Annotated in this window: 17 protein-coding genes; 2 read left to right on the forward strand and 15 right to left on the reverse strand. The window is 42.6% G+C overall.

The window, feature by feature from the left end; translation table 11 throughout:
• Positions 1–16: 16 nt before the first annotated feature.
• Entirely contained in the window at positions 17–550 is a 534-nt protein-coding gene (rbr, locus tag MAHAU_RS10275) for a rubrerythrin (RefSeq protein ID WP_013781664.1), read from the reverse strand.
• Positions 551–634: 84 nt separating this feature from the next.
• Positions 635–2,611 carry a beta-galactosidase gene (locus tag MAHAU_RS10280; protein ID WP_013781665.1) on the reverse strand — a complete coding sequence of 659 codons (1,977 nt, stop codon included), beginning with the start codon at positions 2,609–2,611 and terminating at the stop codon, positions 635–637.
• Between the two features lie 148 nt (positions 2,612–2,759).
• On the opposite strand from MAHAU_RS10280, the gene MAHAU_RS10285 reads away from it, so the two are divergent.
• Complete coding sequence (locus MAHAU_RS10285; RefSeq protein WP_013781666.1) at positions 2,760–3,839, forward strand: Gfo/Idh/MocA family protein; 1,080 nt, start codon at positions 2,760–2,762, stop codon at positions 3,837–3,839.
• Between the two features lie 30 nt (positions 3,840–3,869).
• Here the strand turns inward: MAHAU_RS10285 and MAHAU_RS10290 are convergent, their stop codons facing one another.
• The 11 genes from MAHAU_RS10290 to sleB all read right to left on the reverse strand — a co-directional run bounded on the left by MAHAU_RS10290 (position 3,870) and on the right by sleB (position 17,276).
• A complete protein-coding gene (locus MAHAU_RS10290; protein ID WP_013781667.1) occupies positions 3,870–6,131 on the reverse strand; it encodes a glycoside hydrolase family 3 N-terminal domain-containing protein in 2,262 nt (753 codons plus the stop codon).
• 277 nt (positions 6,132–6,408) lie between these two features.
• Positions 6,409–7,437, reverse strand: coding sequence for an oligopeptide/dipeptide ABC transporter ATP-binding protein (locus tag MAHAU_RS10295; RefSeq protein ID WP_013781669.1), 1,029 nt, complete (start codon positions 7,435–7,437; stop codon positions 6,409–6,411).
• The gene (locus MAHAU_RS10300) at positions 7,438–8,424 is read right to left on the reverse strand and encodes an ABC transporter ATP-binding protein (RefSeq protein WP_013781670.1); all 987 of its coding nucleotides are present in this window, start codon (positions 8,422–8,424) and stop codon (positions 7,438–7,440) included.
• A 10-nt stretch (positions 8,425–8,434) separates the two neighbouring features.
• A complete protein-coding gene (locus MAHAU_RS10305; protein WP_013781671.1) occupies positions 8,435–9,289 on the reverse strand; it encodes an ABC transporter permease in 855 nt (284 codons plus the stop codon).
• A gap of 6 nt (positions 9,290–9,295) precedes the next feature.
• The gene (locus MAHAU_RS10310; RefSeq protein ID WP_013781672.1) at positions 9,296–10,282 is read right to left on the reverse strand and encodes an ABC transporter permease; all 987 of its coding nucleotides are present in this window, start codon (positions 10,280–10,282) and stop codon (positions 9,296–9,298) included.
• A gap of 75 nt (positions 10,283–10,357) precedes the next feature.
• Positions 10,358–11,260 (reverse strand): ABC transporter substrate-binding protein, encoded by a 903-nt coding sequence (locus tag MAHAU_RS10315; RefSeq protein ID WP_041644078.1) that lies wholly within the window; start codon positions 11,258–11,260, stop codon positions 10,358–10,360.
• The gene (locus MAHAU_RS10320) at positions 11,257–12,243 is read right to left on the reverse strand and encodes an ABC transporter substrate-binding protein (RefSeq protein WP_041644080.1); all 987 of its coding nucleotides are present in this window, start codon (positions 12,241–12,243) and stop codon (positions 11,257–11,259) included. Before MAHAU_RS10320 ends, MAHAU_RS10315 begins: the two co-directional genes overlap by 4 nt.
• Positions 12,244–12,468: 225 nt before the next feature.
• A complete protein-coding gene (locus tag MAHAU_RS10325; RefSeq protein WP_013781673.1) occupies positions 12,469–14,799 on the reverse strand; it encodes a helix-turn-helix domain-containing protein in 2,331 nt (776 codons plus the stop codon).
• Positions 14,800–14,911: 112 nt separating this feature from the next.
• The gene (locus tag MAHAU_RS10330; RefSeq protein ID WP_013781674.1) at positions 14,912–15,094 is read right to left on the reverse strand and encodes a small, acid-soluble spore protein, alpha/beta type; all 183 of its coding nucleotides are present in this window, start codon (positions 15,092–15,094) and stop codon (positions 14,912–14,914) included.
• A 106-nt stretch (positions 15,095–15,200) separates the two neighbouring features.
• Complete coding sequence (gene ypeB, locus MAHAU_RS10335) at positions 15,201–16,553, reverse strand: germination protein YpeB (protein WP_013781675.1); 1,353 nt, start codon at positions 16,551–16,553, stop codon at positions 15,201–15,203.
• A gap of 15 nt (positions 16,554–16,568) precedes the next feature.
• A complete protein-coding gene (gene sleB / locus MAHAU_RS10340) occupies positions 16,569–17,276 on the reverse strand; it encodes a spore cortex-lytic enzyme (protein WP_013781676.1) in 708 nt (235 codons plus the stop codon).
• A gap of 125 nt (positions 17,277–17,401) precedes the next feature.
• Between sleB and MAHAU_RS10345 the strand changes: the two genes are divergently transcribed.
• Positions 17,402–17,614, forward strand: a complete 213-nt coding sequence (locus MAHAU_RS10345; protein WP_013781677.1) for an aspartyl-phosphate phosphatase Spo0E family protein — start codon at positions 17,402–17,404, stop codon at positions 17,612–17,614.
• A gap of 9 nt (positions 17,615–17,623) precedes the next feature.
• Here MAHAU_RS10345 and MAHAU_RS10350 read toward each other — a convergent pair whose 3' ends face one another.
• The gene (locus MAHAU_RS10350) at positions 17,624–19,054 is read right to left on the reverse strand and encodes an aminotransferase class I/II-fold pyridoxal phosphate-dependent enzyme (RefSeq protein WP_041644578.1); all 1,431 of its coding nucleotides are present in this window, start codon (positions 19,052–19,054) and stop codon (positions 17,624–17,626) included.
• Between the two features lie 98 nt (positions 19,055–19,152).
• Entirely contained in the window at positions 19,153–19,797 is a 645-nt protein-coding gene (spoIIR, locus tag MAHAU_RS10355) for a stage II sporulation protein R (RefSeq protein WP_483466652.1), read from the reverse strand.
• Positions 19,798–19,825 lie beyond the last annotated feature (28 nt).

Consider the following 19,825-nt stretch of genomic DNA (forward strand, 5'->3'; position numbering starts at 1 on the left):
ATTCATACCTCCATTATTAAAAATTATCGCACAAAAGTTCAAAGAAAGACTGTGGATGTTTGCAGGCCGGGCATACCTTCGGCGCTTCAGCGCCTTCGTATATATATCCGCAGTTACGGCATTTCCATTTGGTAGGACCAGCCTTGACAAAGACCTCACCATTCTCCACATTTTTAAGTAAAGCGTTGTAACGCTCGTTGTGATGTTTCTCGACTTTGGCTACTTCATGAAAGAAGTCCGCTATGTCGTCAAAACCCTCTTCGCGGGCTACTTTTTCAAAGCTTGGATACATATCGGTCCATTCATAGTTTTCGCCTGCAGCAGCCGCCTTTAAGTTATCGGCCGTATTGCCTATGCCGTTCAAGAAACGAAATATGCGTTTGGCATGCTCCTTTTCGTTACCGGCCGTTTCTTCAAATATGCCGGCTATCTGCTCATAACCCTCCTTTGCCGCCTGGCTGGCAAAATACGTATACTTATTGCGCGCCTGCGATTCTCCTGCAAAAGCCGCCCAAAGATTTGCTTCTGTTTTGCTACCTTTTAACTCCATCGTTTCATACCTCCATTATTAAATTAAATTTGTTTGTTCAAACAAATTATAACACACAGGCGAATGATTATCAAGAGATATTTATTATTTTATTTCTAACACAGCTACATCGCCCGCAGTTATATCGATCGAAGAGCTCAATTGACGACCTGAAATAAGTTCGGTCCCATAAGGTATAGTTATGCTTACATCGTGATCGTTATGATTGAGTATGAAAGCATATACCGCTTCCCCTTTATAACGCGTACATATCTCTACGCCTTTTGGTGGGACAATCAATGGTTTTATGTGAGCATTTTGCAATATACCCACTAAGAGACTGTCGTAGAATTCTTCATCGTCAAAGCATGTACCTATATAATATACAGTACCATTACCATGATGGTTTATAGTGGCCGCCGCATACTCATCTATGCTTGTTTCTTCATAGTACGCCAGCGCCGTAGCTTTTTCAGGTATAATCCAATCAGCAAAGACGCTGCAGCTATACCGCTTATCGCCGCAAGCCACTCGATAACTGGCATGGTTATTTAATGCTTCATATTCCTCTATACGTATACCAGCCATGTCTTTTAAAAATCCTGGCAGCACCATATCATATGGTATATTCTCCACATCTTTAACGCCGCTTCTGAATGTTAATACGACAGTGCCACCATTTCTGGCAAAACCATCGAGCTTGCCGGCAATTTGCTCGGTCATTATGTAAGCTGTGGGTACTATCAAAAGTTTATAGCCTGACACATCGTCGACGTCTAAATTAACAAAATCAATATTTATACCTTGTTTGATAAAGGCTTTATAGTACTTCATCATATGATCTATGTAGTTAAAAGCATTGCTATTAGGCTGTATGTGAAATGCCCATCTATCTTGGTATGACAGAGCTATGGCCACATCAGCCTTTATTTGGGACCCCTCTATTTTAGAGGCGAGTTTTTGAAACTCATAGGCCACCTGAGCCGCTTCTCGATAGCGGCGGTTCGGCTGACCATCATGCTGCAACAGACCATGCCAGTATTGTTCCTGACCGTAACGGCTGGTACGCCAGCGGAACCACATAAGCCCATCAGCCCCATGCGCTACAGCTTGGTAATTCATACGCCTCATTTCTTTGGGCCTTAAGTTACGGTCATATATAGACGCACCTGTCGGACCGGCGCTGGTTTCCATAATCCAGAAATTCTTATGTTTGAGGCTGCGCATTAAATCATGCGAGGCTGATCCTCGTCTATACGATGCCATCCTGTCATCCCATGTCGAACCATAGTTATAATAGTAATCCCATGACACAAAATCCAAATCATGAGCTAGCTTATAATAATCGAGGTTATCGTAAAAGCCCATAAAGTTATGAGTAATGAATTGATGTGGGCAAACTTCCCTTAATATGTCGATCTGCTCTTTCTGAAATGAAACTACCTGATCGGAATAAAAGCGCATATAATCGAGTTCCAAACTGGGATTGCTAGGTATACGCCGCGGCAGCGGCACTTCGTCAAAGCTGCGATAACTATGGCTCCAGAATATAGTCCCCCAGCTTTCATTTAACCTATCTATACTGCCGAAACGCTTTTTTAACCAATCATGCCATGCTGCTTTACACGTATCGCAATAGCAATTAGGCTCGCCGAATTCGTTATCGGTCTGCCACCCTATAACAGCCGGATTATTCCTGTAATGTTCAGCCATAGCACGCGTTATGCGCTGGCTAAGCAGCCTGTAGGATAAGCTGCTTGGACAGTTATCTTTGCGCGCTCCATATGGTATTTTATGGCCGTTTCTATCGGTAGCCACCGTATCTGGATACTTCAATGCCACCCATGCCGGCATGGAACCTGTCGGAGTACCCAATATAACGCTTATGCCATGATTATGTAAAATATCTATAGCCTTGTCCAACCATGAAAAGTCATATATGCCTTCTATAGGTTCCATTTTTACCCAAGCAAATTCGGCCATGCGCACAGCATTTATGCCTGCCTCCTGCATCATCTCAGCATCGATCTGCCAACGCTCTTCCGGCCAATGCTCCGGATAATAGTCAACACCTACATACATAAGAGCACCCCTCCATAAAGTTATATATTCTAATGACATGATACTACAAACCCTGTACTATAGCAAGAAAGAAAACTGAGCTTGCTTATTATCCATTTGCGTTATACAATATAAGGCGTAAAATTAAAACTTGGAGGTTTTATTATTTATGGAAAAAGTAAAGGTGGGTATCATCGGAGTCGGCGGTATTGCCAACGGCAAACACATGCCGAGCCTATCTGCTCTAAACAACGTTGAGATGGTGGCTTTCTGCGACCTCATCGAAGAAAGGGCTGTAGAAGGCGCAAAAAAGTACGGCGTACCCGGCGCCAAGGTATTTACGGATTACAAGGATCTGCTGGCTATGGATGATATAGACGTGGTTCACGTATGCACGCCTAACAATGCCCATGCCCCTATAACTATAGCGGCATTGGAGGCAGGCAAGCACGTAATGTGTGAAAAGCCCATGGCCAAAAATTCCGAAGAGGCCAGAGCCATGCTGGAAGCTGCTAAAAGAACCGGCAAAAAACTGACTATTGGCTACCAGAACCGCTTCAGACCCGACTCTTTATACTTAAAGAAGATGTGTGAAAATGGTGAATTGGGTGAGATCTATTTGGCCAAAGCATTGGCTATACGCAGGCGTGCGGTTCCAACCTGGGGCGTATTCCTGGATGAAGAAAAACAGGGAGGCGGTCCACTGATAGATATAGGCACTCATTCACTAGACCTGACGCTCTGGATGATGGATAATTATAAACCAGCTATGGCCGTAGGGACCACATATCATAAACTGGGCAGCAAAGAGAACGCCGCTAATGCTTGGGGTTCATGGGATCCCAAAAAATTCACCGTAGAAGATTCAGCTTTTGGTTTTATAACATTTGAAAATGGGGCTACGGTGATACTCGAATCGAGCTGGGCTCTTAACACGCTGCAAACTGGCGAGGCCATGACCGTGCTTTGCGGTACCGAAGCCGGTGCCGATATGCTAGACGGTCTGCGCATAAACGGGGAAAAATATAGCAAAACTTATGTATTTAAGCCCGAACTAGGCGGCAAAGGCGTGGATTTCTATGAAGGAGAAAGCATTACTCCGGCAGAACTCGAGGCTAAGATGTGGATCGACAGCGTTATAAACGATACCGAGCCATTGGTCAAACCTGAACAGGCGTTGGTGGTAACCGAAATATTAGAAGCCATATACAAGTCAGCAGCCACAGGAAAACCGGTATATTTCAAGTAATCAACGGGGGCTTTACGCCCCCATTTTCATTTATTGAATAACAACATCGGCAAAGAATCTGCGTTCAGCCATTACCTCTCTCTTTTGGCCGTCTATTTCAAAACTTCCCTCCAGCCTTATGTCGTCGGATGAGCTCCCTACCATTATCTTAAACGTGCCGGGTTCAACGACCAACCTCATATCTTTATCGTGGAAGGCCAATTGATCGGCGTATAATGTAAATGTAATCTCTTTGGTTTCGCCCGGCTGAAGGTTTACGCGTTTGAAGCCCTTTAGTTCCTTAACAGGCCGAACAATGCTGGATACTTCATCGCGTATATAAAGTTGCACCACCTCGTCTCCGGCCAGTTGCCCTGCATTAGTCACCTTAAAGCTTATATCCACTTTACCAGCCGACGGCGCTACAGCAGGCGTTATGCTGAGATCGCTGTATCCGAACGTCGTATAGCTCATGCCATAGCCAAACGCAAAAGCCGGCTTAGTCTCGGTAGACAAATAATTTATGTAGGAAGCTGGCTTTAGATTATAATTTATAGGTATCTGACCCACTTCGCACGGCAACGATATTGGCAATCTCCCCGCCGGATTATAATCCCCAAACAGCACATCGGCTACAGCGTTGCCGCCTTCTTCACCAGGATACCAGGCTTCCATAAGCGCCGAGGCATTATCAGCCAATTCCTTTGCAGCGAATGCCCTGCCGTTTATGAGCACAACTATTACCGGCTTACCGGTATCCTTTATGGCTTTTACAAGCTGCATCTGAACACCCGGAAGCGTTATATCGGTTCTATCATCGTTTTCGCCCGATGTGCCTTTACCGAATATACCGGAATTATCCCCTACTACCACTATAGCTGCATCTGCTGCTCGAGCAGCGTTCACGGCTTCAACAAATCCATCTGTAGATGGATCTATAATATCGCATCCCTTGGCATATGTTATGCGACAGCTATCGAGCACCTTATTTTTGATACCTTCCAATACTGTAACTATATGTACCGATGTTTTATCATATGAGCGGTGTGCCATAAATGCATAGTCCCCGAGCATATTGCGCGCATTATCGGCATTTGGTCCTATCACTGCTATAGACTTTATATCTTTGCTTAAGGGCAATACATTGTCGTTTTTCAAAAGCACTATAGATTTGCGAGCTATATCGCGAGACATCTCCCTCTGCTCAGGCGTTTCAAATAAGCCAGGCACGCTGTCGACATCCACATATACACCATCGAAAAGCCCAAGCTCAAACTTGGCCGTCAAAACGCGTTCTACCGATTCATTTATCGTAGCCTCGGATATCATGCCTTCTTTTACGGCATCCATTAACGGCTGACCATAGCAATCCATCTTAGGCAATTCTATATCTATACCTGCTTCCAAGGCTTGAACCGCGGCTTCTTTTTTGTTTCCGGCGGTGAAATGGGCCTTTCTCAATCGATCTATGGCATCGTAATCCGATACTACTATGCCGTCAAAGCCGAAATGGCCTCGCAGAATATCGGTCAACAGCTCGCGCGATGCCGCACACGGTACGCCATCTATATCATGATAAGCGTTCATAACCGATTTAGCATTGGCTTCCCGCACCGCTGCCTCAAATGGGAACAGGAATATATCCCATAATTCTCTCTCCCCGACGTGAACAGGCGCACAATTTCGGCCGCCTTCGGAAAAGCTGTGGCCGGCAAAATGCTTCAACGTGGCAAATATACCTTTGGTTAAATCTTGCCCCTGCAAACCGCGCACATAAGATACAGCCATACTGGCCACAAGATATGGATCCTCACCAAATGTCTCTTCTACCCTGCCCCATCTTGGATCCCGGGCAACATCGAGCACGGGCGAAAGCCCCTGATGAGCGCCTGCCGCCTTCATCTGCTGCCTTATGACCCCTGCCATAGCTTCTATGGCCTCGGCATCCCATGTGCTGGCCAAACCTATAGCCTGCGGAAATACAGTGGCACCATCCGCCATAAAGCCGCTTAGGCATTCCTCATGTACTATAGCCGGTATGCCCAGCCTTGTTTTTTCTTTCAGATATTTTTGTATGGCATTGGCAAGTTCGGCAGCATGCTTAGGTGAAGTATCCACTTTGGATGGGTCGCCAAGGCCTCCGGCTACTCGAGTTATCTGGCCTATGCCATTTGAGAGCAACTCTTCCAGTTTTTCTTCCGATAGCTGCTCTCCGCTGTCATCCAACAAGTCCTCTATCGGAACTGCGTTGAGCTGAGCTATCTTCTCCTCCAGCGTCATTTGTGAAATTAGTCGTTTAACCTGTGCATACATATGAAATCCTCCCAAATACCCATTTTTGACATCATTATTGTTCAAATATTTATGAACCTGATCTCAGACTTTATTATAAACCACTACTTAGGTTCTTGCAATGAAAACTATTTGTCGGCCTTCTTTGAGGTTACGCGCAAATATACATACGCACTAATGACAGTCAAACCATTTATAGCTACTGCCATAATTATGATTATGAACTCCGGTGATGTCGCACTTATGAAAGGTAGTATTATTAAGCTCATAACCAACAACATTAGCGAGAAATACAATATCACTTTGAAAAAGCTGCTTCTTGTTCCCATTTCCACTTCGGTATCCTTTCTACTAAATGACAAGCCACCATTTCTTCTCCCAGGGGGATCAACGGTGGTTCTTTCTGTTCGCAGATAGCCTCGGCATATGGACAGCGCGGATTAAAGCGGCAGCCTGCCGGAGGATCGGCAGGATCCGGCATATCCAGGCTCTTCAAGGGCAAGGGTTTCATAGCCCTGGCAATCTTAGGATCCGGTATTGGCACTGCAGATAACAGCGCCTGCAAATATGGATGTCTTGGCTCTGCCAAAATCTTATTGAGGTTACCTGTTTCCACTATTTTGCCCAGGTACATGACAGCTATTCTGCCATGTGAAGCTATATATCTAGCTGTAGCAAGGTCGTGGGTTATATATATAAACGCGATATTGAATCTGGCATTCATATCCGACATAAGATCCAACAGCGATATACGCAGCGAAACATCCACCATGGATACTGGTTCGTCAGCTACTATAAGCTTGGGTTGAACCGACAATGCTCTTGCCAACAATATTCTCTGTCTTTGGCCGCCGCTCAATTGGTGGGGATATTTATCCAAAAATTGCTCTGGCGGTGTAAGGCCGACCATCGTGAATAAATCCTCCAACTGTTTTCTGGCTTCATTCTTGCTCTTAGCAAGCTTATGCCTGAATAACGGCGCGCTGAGAGACTGATATATGGTTCTGGCAGGATTTAACGCTGCATATGAATCCTGATGTACCATTTGCACGCTTCTCCTATATTCGAAGAAATCCTTGCCCTTTAATGACCAAATATCCTTGCCCATAAACGTTATGCTACCAGAAGTAGGCTTAAACAAACCTGTAACCATCTTACCTATGGTAGTCTTGCCGCATCCACTTTCGCCAACCACAGCCAGTATTTCTCCCTGATTTAACCGCATATCTACTCCGACCACGGCCCCCACTTTACGCTTAGGGGCTAATAACCCTGCCCTATTTTCAAATATCATATTTATATCTTTTAGCTCCAGCAAAGGCTCCATTTATGCATCCATCCTTTCCCATTCAAGGCATGTCGTAAAATGCCCAGGTTTAACCTCTATAAGCTTTCCTTGTTCCTCGCCGTTACAAAAGCCCGTATTATAAAAGCCGCATCGAGGAGCAAACCGGCATCCTTCCGGCGGATTAATAAGATCCGGCGGTGCGCCTGGTATGGGCCGTCGTTTACTCACATCATCGGTAAGCGATGGCGCAGCATGTATAAGGCCCTTGGTATATGGATGTAGCGAATTATAGAATACGTCATCGACCGTTCCCAGCTCTACTACCCGACCAGCATACATAACAGCCATTCTATCGGCAATTTTACCCATGATAGAAACATCATGCGTTAGAAATACCATTGTGATGCCGAGATCAGCATGTATAGCCTTTAATATATCCATTATATAAGCTTGAGTTATAACATCCAGCGCTGTGGTCGGTTCATCCAATATCAACAGCCTAGGGTCGAGTAAAAGGCTCATAGCTATAATGGTCCTCTGCTTCATACCACCGCTCAATTGATGCGGATATGAACTCAATACCTGATCTGGTTCCAATCTTACATACTCCATTAACCTTCGCGCTTTAGCTAAAACATCCCTTTCGGATATATTATCGCCGTTATGGGCTGCGGCCGTTTCAAGAAATTGTTCTTTTATCCTTATGACAGGATTCATGGAATTTTGGGCTGCTTGAAATACCATGGCCACGTCGCTCCATCTGTATTTTCGAATTTCCTCATCGGATAATTTTAATATATCCTTGCCATTATACAATATCTGACCGCCGCTTATCTCACCGGGCACAGATACTATGTTTAATACCGTAGATGCCAGCGTCGACTTGCCGCTTCCACTTTCGCCGACTATGCCAAGAATCTCTCCGCGCTGTACATCCAGCGACGCTTTATCTACCGCTCGCAATACCCCGCGGCGCAACTTGAATTCCACCGTAACATCCTTAAATTGTAATATATTCTCTGCCACTTATCTCACCTCACTGCGCACGTAGTCTGGGATTCAATGCCTCGTCCAGGCCATTTGCGAAAAACAGGCATCCCATCTGGAAAAACATTATGCCTAGTACCGGTACCAGGAAATAAATAATAGCGCTAGAACCATATAATGCTCCAGTATTAGATATTGCCATCTGTAGCATCATTCCCCAATGAGTAGATGAAAATGGAACAAGCCCCAACACCATGAGGCCAACACTGGCTGTAATAGCCCCTCGCATTATCATTATAAAATTTATAGCTATATATGATGTAATATTGGGTAACATCTCAGCGAATATTATATGTGGCAGACCCAGACCCAATATGCGGCTGGCCTCAATAAAATCTCTTTGTTTTAATGAAAGTATTTGTGACCGTATAGCCCTGGCTAACCCCGCCCATGACCATATGCTCAGCACTAGTCCGAAAGTCACAGGATCTGATATTTTTATAACCATTGACAATACCATCATTATAGGAAAACTTGGAACTGTTAATATAATATTTGTGATAAACATTAATATAGCATCTACTGTGCCACCTACCACACCTGAAACTGTACCCATAATAAACGCTATTAATAAAGTAAATAATGCCGATAAAAAAGCAACTACAAGCACGTTTCTGGAGCCATGCACAAATTGAGACAATGTATCTCTACCCGCATAATCCGTACCAAGAGGATGCTCCAAAGATGGGAGTTGAAGCCGTTCTGCATAATTGGTCTGCGTAGCAAGTGGTATAATATAAGGACCAACTACAGCCATAAACAAAAATATAAGCAAGATAATTAAGCCTACAAAAGCTTGCTTATTTCGATTTATCACACTAAAGAACCCTTTTATCGTGTTCATAACAGTTTATCCCTCCTGCCTGATTCGAGGATCCAAGATAGAATACAGTATCTCAGCTATCAAATTAGCCAGCACAACTGCTATCGTTATCATGAGAAACATGCCCTGCATAAGCGTAAAATCTCTGCGTCCGACAGCCTGATTCAAAAAATATCCCACACCCGGATAAACAAATATATTCTCAACAAGCGGTGAACCGCCGAACATCATACCGAACGATATAGCCAAGTTGGTTATCAGAGGCAAAAGAGCATTCCTACCTACGTATGTAGTTATTATTCTCCTTTGCGATAATCCTCTGGCCTTTGCCGCTGTTACGTAATCCTCCCCAAGAACGCTTATAGCATTGCCTTTCATAGCCAATGCCCATCCTCCCAAACCGGTAATAACATAAGCGCTTATCGGCAGTATAGCATGTTCTAGCACACTGGATATATAAGGCCAATTGAAGCCGGGCATAACGGACGAATCATATGGTCCCCGATTAGGAAGCCACTTCAAGTTTACCGCAAATATGATTATTAAGATAAGGCCCACTATATAATCCGGTATTGAGCCGGCAATAGAGGCATAAATAGAAACGATGGGGTCTACTATGGTATTTCTCTTCCATGCCACGTACATGCCTATAAATATACCAATTATAAATGAAATAAACAACGAAATGGACAATAACAATAACGTCCATGGCAGTGCACCTGCAATAACCTGTACAACTGGCTTTTTAAATGACATGGATTCGCCGAAATTCCCCTTTAATAAACCCGAAACATATCTACTGTACTGTTGGATTATCGGTATGTCCGGATCATAGTTTAACATCGATTTAGCACGTGCATACGCCTCTTCATAATTTACGCCCTGATTTCTCACCATATCCATGGCTAAGGTTTCTACAGGATTACCGGGCATCATTCTTATCACTACAAATGTAATGGTCATAGCAAAAAATATTGTCAGTATAATCAACATTAACCTTCTTATCCAAGCCATTTTATCACCTCTTCACATTATAGGTTGGATTAACCGCATGCTCAAAACATGCGGTTAATCCTTAAGGGGTCTTATTTACTTATAATACAGCTCGCCTAATTTTAATAATCTTGCTATCACACGCGTATTAGCTCCTCCATACCATTCCGGCAACAACGGATCATCAGGATAAGATAATTTAGTGTTGTGTATTTTTATCGGTGCTGTCTTCTCGCCTATCGGCATAATAGGCACAAATTCATTGGTGGCTTGTGCTAATTTTTCCGTTATCTTTGCTTGTTTATCCTTATCCGTGGCATAAAACAGATCATTCAATAAGGATATGGGATCTACGGTTTCACCAGAAGATAATTTCACGTTTATCTTGGGATCACCGCTTGCTGTAGGGGCCTTTAACCCCATCCTTACAGCACCATCTGCATAAATGCTCCTGTAAAATTCCCACGGTTGTCCAGCATACGATAATCCACCTGGGCGAAAATCAAAGCTCATCATAGCTTGGCCCCTATCCAAATAATCCCAATATGCACTTATTTCCATAGCTTTATATTCTGTTTTTAAGCCAAACTCATTGAGCTGGTTAGCAATCGCATCTCCGCACATAAAGAATATAGCCCATGAATTCATGGCTGCTACTTCAAGCTGTACCAATTGTCCTTTGGAATCACGCCAGAACCCATCAGAACCTTTGCTCCAGCCTTCTCCTTTCAATAAAGCCTCAGCTTTAGATGGATCATACGCATAATCTTCCATATCGTCCAATATATTTTGGCTTAACCATGAATCCCTTATAGTCGGTGTTAAACCTGAACAATAGGTATCAGGCATTTGAGTACCTGGCTCAGCTACCTCAAGCAACGCCTTCTTATCTATAGCACATATTATTGCTTTTCTGACGTTTGGATTATCTAACGGATACTTGCTAACATTAAATTGCATAGAAGGTTGGCTATATTCAGGGGACCATACAATTTTCATTTCAGGATATTTTTCCTGCAGTTGCTTTTTTCCTGCAGTTGCTTTAGAACATCAGGAGCAACACCACCTACATCGAGATCATATGCTCCACTCATAATATTAGAAACAAATGCCTCAGTAGTCGTATCTCTAAGTGCTTTTACCTGCTCTATTTTTAAATTACTGGCAGACCAACTATTAGGATTTTTCTTTAATATAGCTTCAGATGCTGTTAAATTAGATATAATGTAAGGACCGTTACCTACTATTTCCGTTACTGCCGGTTTAAACTTATACAGGTCTTCTCTTATCGCGGCTATTGCATCGTTTGTTGCCTGATCAACGTTACCTTGTGCATCTCTTTTTTCCGTCAACGGAGCTAACTGATCAGCCCATTTGCCATATATATGATAAGGACCTTGTATAAGATTAGCAAAAGCCATCGGAGCCATTACCGAACCGGTGTTTCTCCAATTTATAATTACCGTATAATCATCCGGGGTTTCGATGGTATCAACGTATTTCCACATAGGCCAACCAGCCATGAAACCCAAATAATAAGTGGATAAAACATCTTTACTAGTAAACGGTGTTCCGTCACTCCACTTTATGCCTTGTCTCAAATGTATTATGAGTTTATTACCCTCTTCCTCGAATGACTCTCCAAGCATAGGAATAAATTCTGTTTTACCTGCCTTTACATCAGGAACACAATCAAACAATCGATCATATACTAGGTCTCCTAAATTGTTTAACCCTGGTGGTGCCCAAGGGTTCCCATTTATTGCCGGAGGCGGATCAAATATAGCATTGATAGTAATTATTGTTGCGTCACCCTGTGCCTCTTGATCTGTCGAAGTACTTCCACTCGGCTCATTTGTATCAGTAGAGCTCTGCTCCCCACCTGCCGGCGGTGTCTCAGCAGGATTGCCACAGGCCACCAGCAGCAGTGACAACACCAGCAACAATGCCACAAAAACTGAAACCTTCCTCGTTCTTCGCATATTATATTCCTCCTATCTCCTATTTCTATTATATATTACATAGGGATGGGCTTTCCCATATAATAAAATTGCCCCTTATCACCTCCTATATAATAATGTGGTTCCCAAACCTTACCCTTATATCATAGGTGAGAAAGGGACAACTGTAAATTTCTAATTTCTTATATGGATAAACAATGCGTTGGAATTACGATGTTTAAAATCTTATTTTCAATATACAGTATCTTAGAAAGCCACGCCATTTCTGTATTCACCTGGCGTTATGCCTTCGCCCTTTTTGAATACGCGGATAAAACGCGCTGATGTGCCATAGCCTATTTTTTTCGCTATCTCATTTATGGATAGGTTCTCATCGTTTAAAAGTTCTTTGGCCTTTTTTAGCCGCACAGCATTTATATAATCGGTCATATTTTGATCAGTCTGTTCTTTGAAAAAATAAGATAAATAAGATGGATTAAGCTTAAAATATTCAGCTATCGTAGCCACACCAAGATTTACATCATTATAATGCTCCTCTATATACGCTATAATCCTCTTACACAATTCTACATTATGGCTTTTTCGATTGTCTATTATATAGCTGCATATACGTTCATATATATTTTTTATTGTATCATGCATCTGTTCCACCGTCTGGCACTCCAGAATTTGCTCTACAGGATTGAAAACAGGCCCGAATATATCTGCATAGTCTACTTTTATCTCATTGAGCGTCTTTATAGCTGTGCTCATTATATCAAAGAAAAGACATTGTATAAGGCGGTATGGGAGACTTCTTTCAATGAAATTTTCATGCAATATATCATTCAATATGCCCTCCGCCTTTTCAAATTCTCCTGCCTTTATATAATTGATGAGTTGGAGCTCTATGTTCAGTGGGTAATAATAATTCTGTTCCTTTTGTTGTATATCTCCATAATATATTATGGTATGACTACCTTTTATTATCTTATAATTTAACGCTGTAACTGCTTCTCTATAAGACGTTTCTATAGACGGTATGCCTTCATGCACATCGCCGATTCCTATCGTCAAGAAAAAATTAAACTCTCTCTCCAAAAATATCTTTGCTTCCTGAGCTATATTCATCATAATATTTGCAACTCCGGCAGTATTGGAATCATCGAAGTTAATCAGTAAAGCCAATTGATCCTTATTGAGCTCCACCATATAAGCCCTACCCACTCGGTTGCCTAATTCCTCCATAACATTTGTGGTGACAAATCGCACCAGCGCCCATTCATATTCTGAGTCAGCCTTTATGAAGCCGCTGCGATCATCTATATCCATCACCATGACCGCAAATTTGTCGGATATCAATTGGATATCAAAAAGCTCCAATGACCTATCTATATTATCTTTGCCCTGACTGTCGACATGACCGTGTATAAGCCTGAATAATAGATTGGTCCTTAGCATAGGGCGTTGACTGGATAATGTGTCTTTAATCCTTTGACTTTCGTCCACGGTAGACGTTATAGCTTCTTTTATAAAATCATATTCGTTCTTATACGTCGGCTCTCCCACAGTATTTGATTTGCTGGACAACATTGCGATCAACTCTTTTATGGGATTGTAATTTTTTGACGCGAGGAAATAAGCCAATACCAATCCAATAACCAGGCATACAGCCATAGTCCATAATGTAAATGTACGTATATACTCCACTTTATCCATGAAGATGCTTGTCGGCACAATCGAAACATATTTCCAATCAGTTACGTACGATGTAGCATAAGAAGCCACTACATCTTCGTTATCATAATTGGCTGTAACAGTGCCTTCTCTGCCAAACATATTATTGAATCCCGGTGCATCAGGTACAGTTAATGGAGCTGTGAGATTATCATAATTATTCTTTGTACTCGCTATCATATTATTTTGTCCATCTACTACATATATGAGGCCATGATTAGCCAACTCTATATTTTTCAATAAATCGTATATTTTGCGTTCATTTATGAGTATAATCAGATTGCCTGCATATACCTTGGAACGCCACATGAGCGGTTGTATATAGGTTATAACATTCTCCGGCCATTTGCCTGCCTGCATAGACTGAAGCGGCAGATAACCATTAAAGCCATCCTGTCTTTTTAGATAGCCATACCACTGATCATAGCTTATATCATCGTAATGATACATATTATCATAAAAAAACGATGGATGCCATTGCCCTGCGGGGCTTATAATAGTATCATCGTTTTTAAAGTATATATATACATCGTCTATAAATTGGTTCATGCTTTTATACCTGAATAAATCGCTTAGGGTTTTTACAACAAGCTGGCGTTGCTTTACATCATCTCCCGTACCTTCCAGCATAGCTTGTATATTGGGATTATATGTTATCTCCAAAGCAAACTGTTTCATATCCATAAGCTGCGCGTCTACAACTTGGCGCACTTGCTGTAACATAGCCATATTATAGCGCGTGGATTCCTGCTCCACTATTTGGCCGGCTTTCATATATGCTATACTCCCTATACCTAAAGGAATAGATAATATAAGCACATACGAAATTAAGAATCTTACAAAAACGCTTTTTTTAGGCATTGCATGGACCCCCTACTGAAATTTCTACAAACAGTTTTTACAATAAAATTATATACTTTTTATAATTTTTATGCAATAGCAAAAGGAAGGCCGAAGCCTTCCTTTTGCACGGTTACTTTGTGGAATTCTGCAGATTCTTTTCGGCATATTCGATAGCCTTTGATACCAAATTACCGCAGTTCCTGGAGCTCACGCCGCCCCAACCCTCATTTCGTACCGTCTCATATACGCCGAGTTCCTTGGCCAATTCCATTTTAAGCTCATCAGACATTAAGCTGTGATTCTTTCTAGCCATAGTCTGCGCCTCCAATCGTCTTTTGATGTTGGCGTTGCAACTGTTCGCTGATCAGCTTGGTATTAGTGTACCTCCCGTTATTTTATTTATCCTGCTAAAATACTTCCTAAATAGTCAATATACCATTATCAGTAGTCAATATTTTCAGTATATTTTCTTCATTTCCATTTAAGGCATTTATATACACAAGGTATTGTTCACCCGCAAATTCGGCTTTAAATTCATAAGTCAGCACTTCGTTTTTGGCTGGAGTAGGTATAACAGCCAAGCGGGCTGATTTTATACTCAGCCTGTCGCTGACGAATTCGCGGGCTTCTTTCTCCGTAAGTGTCGGTTCAGGCAGCTTACGCTGTATATGCGACATAAGATATCCTGTAGATTCAAAACCTACTATATTGCCATCGTCCATTGAAACCTTCACCTTTATAAGGTCGGGATATACTATTACATCATCCTGTTTATAGGCAAAGTTTATTATGGCTATGCCATTATAATGCTGTGCGTAGGTAGCTGCCATATTCTTATATCCTTTTTCTCTTAAAAAAGTACCGGCTTTGTCCATGGCCTGTTGTATGGTCATATTTTGCTTTGGCGCTGTGGCAGAACTGGTCATCCATATTATTCGGCCGCCCTTTTTGCTTATATTTATAAAAATGTGCGGCCGAGAGGTATTCTTGGGCGTTATTTCCATATTCCATGTAGGTATAGCGCCTTTATCCTCACCTATCTTTCTTATAGATGCTACAACGTCTTTTCCTATAAAGTTCTCAGCTATCTTTTGAGCCTGTTCATATGATACACTATTTCCTATCAATCCTAAAGGCTTGCGTCGCTCCACGCTTTCTGAAAATGGTCCGTCATATATGAGAGTCGGATAATCCATCATGGTTTTTTCTATATCTTGGAAATGACTATCCACTGTAGGTGCCTTCTGATTATTTAATGTGCGACCGCCTTTTTGCATTATCTCGCTCCACGATATATGATTGGCGCTTACATCCTGTTCAAGAGCTAGAAGTTGGGATTTCATGTCGGCGCTATAGTTATGCAGTTCCTCGAGTTTACGCCATTCTTCTCCGCTTATGGTCTTGCCTTTGGTGGCGTTGCGAGCCAGATAATATGAAAAATCGCCTATTTGATTGAGAAATTTAGCCGTATTATCCAGCGCTATATGGGATATAGGCAATTGCCCCAATGAATCACCCGCGCTTTCAGCCTGTCTCCATATATCGGTAAGTATAAGCGAATATTGGGCAGGCGTAGCGGTAGCCATTAGTTTCGACATATTCCCCTCTATGCTTTGCGTATAAGAAACGAGATTATAGAAAGACTTTTCGTAAAGGTTTTCCATATATATGTTATATTGCTGCTTTTGGCGATACTGGTCATATCCCCACAAGCCTACTACCACCAATGATGTCGCAAGAACCATGGGTAGTATCCAATGCCTTCGCTTCATTTATACAACCTCCTTCTATCTGGCAAACCTGTGCTTGCCTATCACCGTTATAACCGGCCGGCTCCATATCCATCCGCTGGTGGTCTTGGCGGGATTATAGTAATAGATAGCTCCGCCTGATGGATCCCATCCATTTAGGGCATCCACTGCGGCGTTTATCGACTCTTGATCCGGATCCAGCCACATCTGACCGTCGGCCACTGCAGTAAAAGCCCCCGGTTGATATATAACACCGGCAATGGTATTGGGAAATTTTGGGCTTTCCACACGATTCAATACCACAGCGCCTACCGCTACTTTACCTATATAGGGTTCTCCTCGGGCCTCGCCGTGTATGAGCCTTGCCAGCAATAATACGTCATTGCGGTTTGAACCGCCGCGTGAAGGTGTATAGGCTGTAGATGGCTTACCGGTATTAAGGGTCACACCCATAGCTGCCGCTGTAGCCGGACCAACCACACCATCGACTTTTAGGCCGTTTTTTCTTTGAAATTGTTGCACCGCTGCAAATGTCTTCGGCCCATAGGAAGCATCTACAGGCCCATCATAGTATCCCCATTGTTTCAGCTTACGTTGGACTTCGGCTACCTTATCGCCTTTAGCACCATAGTATAGATTACCGGTTTGCGCCTCCGCAAATTTCGGCATCTCAAAGCATATAGCCGTTGTGCTTACAATGGTTATAAGCACTGCTAGGCTTAAAATGGCATATCGTTTTTTCAATCCTTTCACTCCTCAATTTAGTTTACGGTTATATTTTTTGTAATATATTATCTAATATACGGATATTCGATCGCTTATTGAATATATTTGTCTAAAATGTTACAATATATTTGGAAACATTTTGGATGATAAAAAAGGTGGATGAAATGAATGATCTTATAATAGAAATAAAAATTCTTCAGCGATTGCTCAATCGATTGCTGGAGAATAATAAAAACGATGAATTAGCATCGGATGAAATATTAAATATCAGCAAAAAACTAGACAGGCTCATCTTGGAATATTACGAAGCTGAGCGGCATAAGCATAGCTTTCATAAGAAAAAGACAGCTTATTGATGCTGCCTTTTATTCACCCAAAACTTTTATATAATTGACATATGGATCCTCTGTGCCTTGGAGCTGACACTCTTCTTCTTTTAATATATTCACATAGTCCACCACATCCTGCGTGATCCTTTCTCCCGGACAAACGGCCGGAATACCCGGCGGATAAGCCATTATCATCTCGCCGCTAATCTCGCCAACCGCCTGTTCAAGGCGTATCGAACGCTTGCGGCTATAATAGGCCTCGCGCGGCGATATTACCACATGAGGCACGCATGGCACCAAGGTATTATTACGCATGGGATGTACACCTTGTTTAAGCGCCACCTTCTTTAATGCTTCTATTAAGCGATCGATGGTATTCTGATCGTCGCCTATCCCTATAATAGCCAATATATTATAAAGATCAGCCATCTCCACCTGTATATTGTGCTCATGGCGCAGTATATATTCCATCTCATATCCTGTTATGCCCAGCCGCCTTACATTTATGCCCAGCTTAGTTTCGTCAAAACCAAAGCTTCCGGGAGTACCCGCTACTTCCTGCCCAAAAGCATATAATCCATCTATTTGATTTATCTTATTGCGGGCATAACGGGCTAATTGTAGCACTTTGTCTATAAGTTGCGTACCTTCATGTGCTAATTGATATCGGGCTGCATCCAGGGAAGCCATTAATACATAGGACGCGCTGGTAGTCTGAGTGAGATTTAAAACAGTTTTCATATTGGCAGCCCACGCTTCTTCACCTTTAATCAATAAAATTGAGCTTTGTGTCATAGAACCGCCCGTCTTGTGTATACTCACTGAGCTCATATCAGCACCCACTTTCATGGCATGCTCCGGCAGTTCGTCATGAAATGGGAAATGAGCTCCATGGGCTTCATCGGCCAGCATCATCATCGCGTTATCGTGAGCTATAGCGGTTATAGCCCTTATATCTGATACAACACCATAATATGTCGGGTTTATAGCAAATACAGCTTTGGCATAGATGTGCTTTTCAACAGCTCTTTGAACACTTTCCACATCCATACCCATTGCAATTCCAAGCTCCTCGTTTATTTCAGGCGTAATGTATACCGGCACAGCGCCGCTTAATATAAAAGCTCCTATTGTGGATTTATGAGCATTTCTGGGTACTATAATCTCATCTCCCGGCTCACAGCTTCCCAATATCATAGCTTGTACGCCCTGTGTGGTGCCGTTAACCAAAAAAAAGCAATCGTCGGCATCATACAATTCGGCCATCAAACGCTCCGATTGCTTTATAACTCCTATAGGATTGCATATATTATCGAGGTCCTCCATGCCGTTTGCATCTATCTGCAGCACCCGCGCGCCTACATATTCGCGCCACAGCGGGACGCCGCGTCCTTGCTTATGTCCCGGCACATGGAAGGATATAACGCCATCCTCTACATATTTTTTCAATGCCTCCAAAAGCGGCATTTCGTTTTGATCCGGCAAGTATCATGCCCCCTTCCTCTATTAATAAACTATATAATATTAGCGCAATCAGGGGACAAATGCAACAATAATTTATGCGCTCATCGTACGGTAAAAATATTCGATATGCTGGGCCATGCCTCATCCCACCACTCAGCTATTTTAAACTTAAAATTTATACTCGGTACATCCTCTGTTTCTTGTGCATCCTCATCATCTTTATCAGGTTGCTGAGCTTTAGCCGTAGCCTGATCAACCGGTTTGCGCACAGGCTGAGACTCCGGGGATGGCTCTGTAGCTTCCTTGGCCACGCCATGATCGGTATCTATAAAGCAAAGCGGCGGGAACATGACACACCACCAATTGGCGCCTTCTCCTTGTCCTATCACGATCCTTAATGCCTCATAAGTGCCGGCCGGAAAAACCATTTCGCCGTAAACTTTAGTTGGAAAATCATAGTATCCAAAGTAAACCTTGGCAGTATAATCTTTGCCGGATCTTTTTATTTCATCATTAGCTATGGCTTCTATATAGGACATGTTGTCCATTATAGCCTTACGTTGTTCATTTATATCGTTTGCACTGTCAAATCTATTATGCACTTCATTCAATATGCGATCACGCACTTTAAGCTTAAGCGCTTGATCCTCCGGCGAATCACTATTAGCAATTACATGAAACCTTATTATATTGTCACTGGTAAGTTGCGGCGTATCTGCCGATGCCGGCGTATAGCCAGCATGCAAAAATGCCACCGCTGCTATAGTCAGTACA

Source organism: Mahella australiensis 50-1 BON (genome assembly GCF_000213255.1).
In the GTDB taxonomy this organism is placed as follows: domain Bacteria; phylum Bacillota; class Clostridia; order Mahellales; family Mahellaceae; genus Mahella; species Mahella australiensis.

What these genes read in the sequence shown, in the direction of transcription:
- rbr (WP_013781664.1), bottom strand. Translation starts at nt 550, where the DNA reads ATGGAGTTAAAAGGTAGCAAAACAGAAGCAAATCTTTGGGCGGCTTTT.
- MAHAU_RS10280 (WP_013781665.1), bottom strand. Translation starts at nt 2,611, where the DNA reads ATGTATGTAGGTGTTGACTATTATCCGGAGCATTGGCCGGAAGAGCGT.
- MAHAU_RS10285 (WP_013781666.1), top strand. Translation starts at nt 2,760, where the DNA reads ATGGAAAAAGTAAAGGTGGGTATCATCGGAGTCGGCGGTATTGCCAAC.
- MAHAU_RS10290 (WP_013781667.1), bottom strand. Translation starts at nt 6,131, where the DNA reads ATGTATGCACAGGTTAAACGACTAATTTCACAAATGACGCTGGAGGAG.
- MAHAU_RS10295 (WP_013781669.1), bottom strand. Translation starts at nt 7,437, where the DNA reads ATGGAGCCTTTGCTGGAGCTAAAAGATATAAATATGATATTTGAAAAT.
- MAHAU_RS10305 (WP_013781671.1), bottom strand. Translation starts at nt 9,289, where the DNA reads ATGAACACGATAAAAGGGTTCTTTAGTGTGATAAATCGAAATAAGCAA.
- MAHAU_RS10310 (WP_013781672.1), bottom strand. Translation starts at nt 10,282, where the DNA reads ATGGCTTGGATAAGAAGGTTAATGTTGATTATACTGACAATATTTTTT.
- MAHAU_RS10315 (WP_041644078.1), bottom strand. Translation starts at nt 11,260, where the DNA reads ATGAAAATTGTATGGTCCCCTGAATATAGCCAACCTTCTATGCAATTT.
- MAHAU_RS10320 (WP_041644080.1), bottom strand. Translation starts at nt 12,243, where the DNA reads ATGCGAAGAACGAGGAAGGTTTCAGTTTTTGTGGCATTGTTGCTGGTG.
- MAHAU_RS10325 (WP_013781673.1), bottom strand. Translation starts at nt 14,799, where the DNA reads ATGCCTAAAAAAAGCGTTTTTGTAAGATTCTTAATTTCGTATGTGCTT.
- MAHAU_RS10330 (WP_013781674.1), bottom strand. Translation starts at nt 15,094, where the DNA reads ATGGCTAGAAAGAATCACAGCTTAATGTCTGATGAGCTTAAAATGGAA.
- ypeB (WP_013781675.1), bottom strand. Translation starts at nt 16,553, where the DNA reads ATGAAGCGAAGGCATTGGATACTACCCATGGTTCTTGCGACATCATTG.
- MAHAU_RS10345 (WP_013781677.1), top strand. Translation starts at nt 17,402, where the DNA reads ATGATAAAAAAGGTGGATGAAATGAATGATCTTATAATAGAAATAAAA.
- MAHAU_RS10350 (WP_041644578.1), bottom strand. Translation starts at nt 19,054, where the DNA reads ATGCCGCTTTTGGAGGCATTGAAAAAATATGTAGAGGATGGCGTTATA.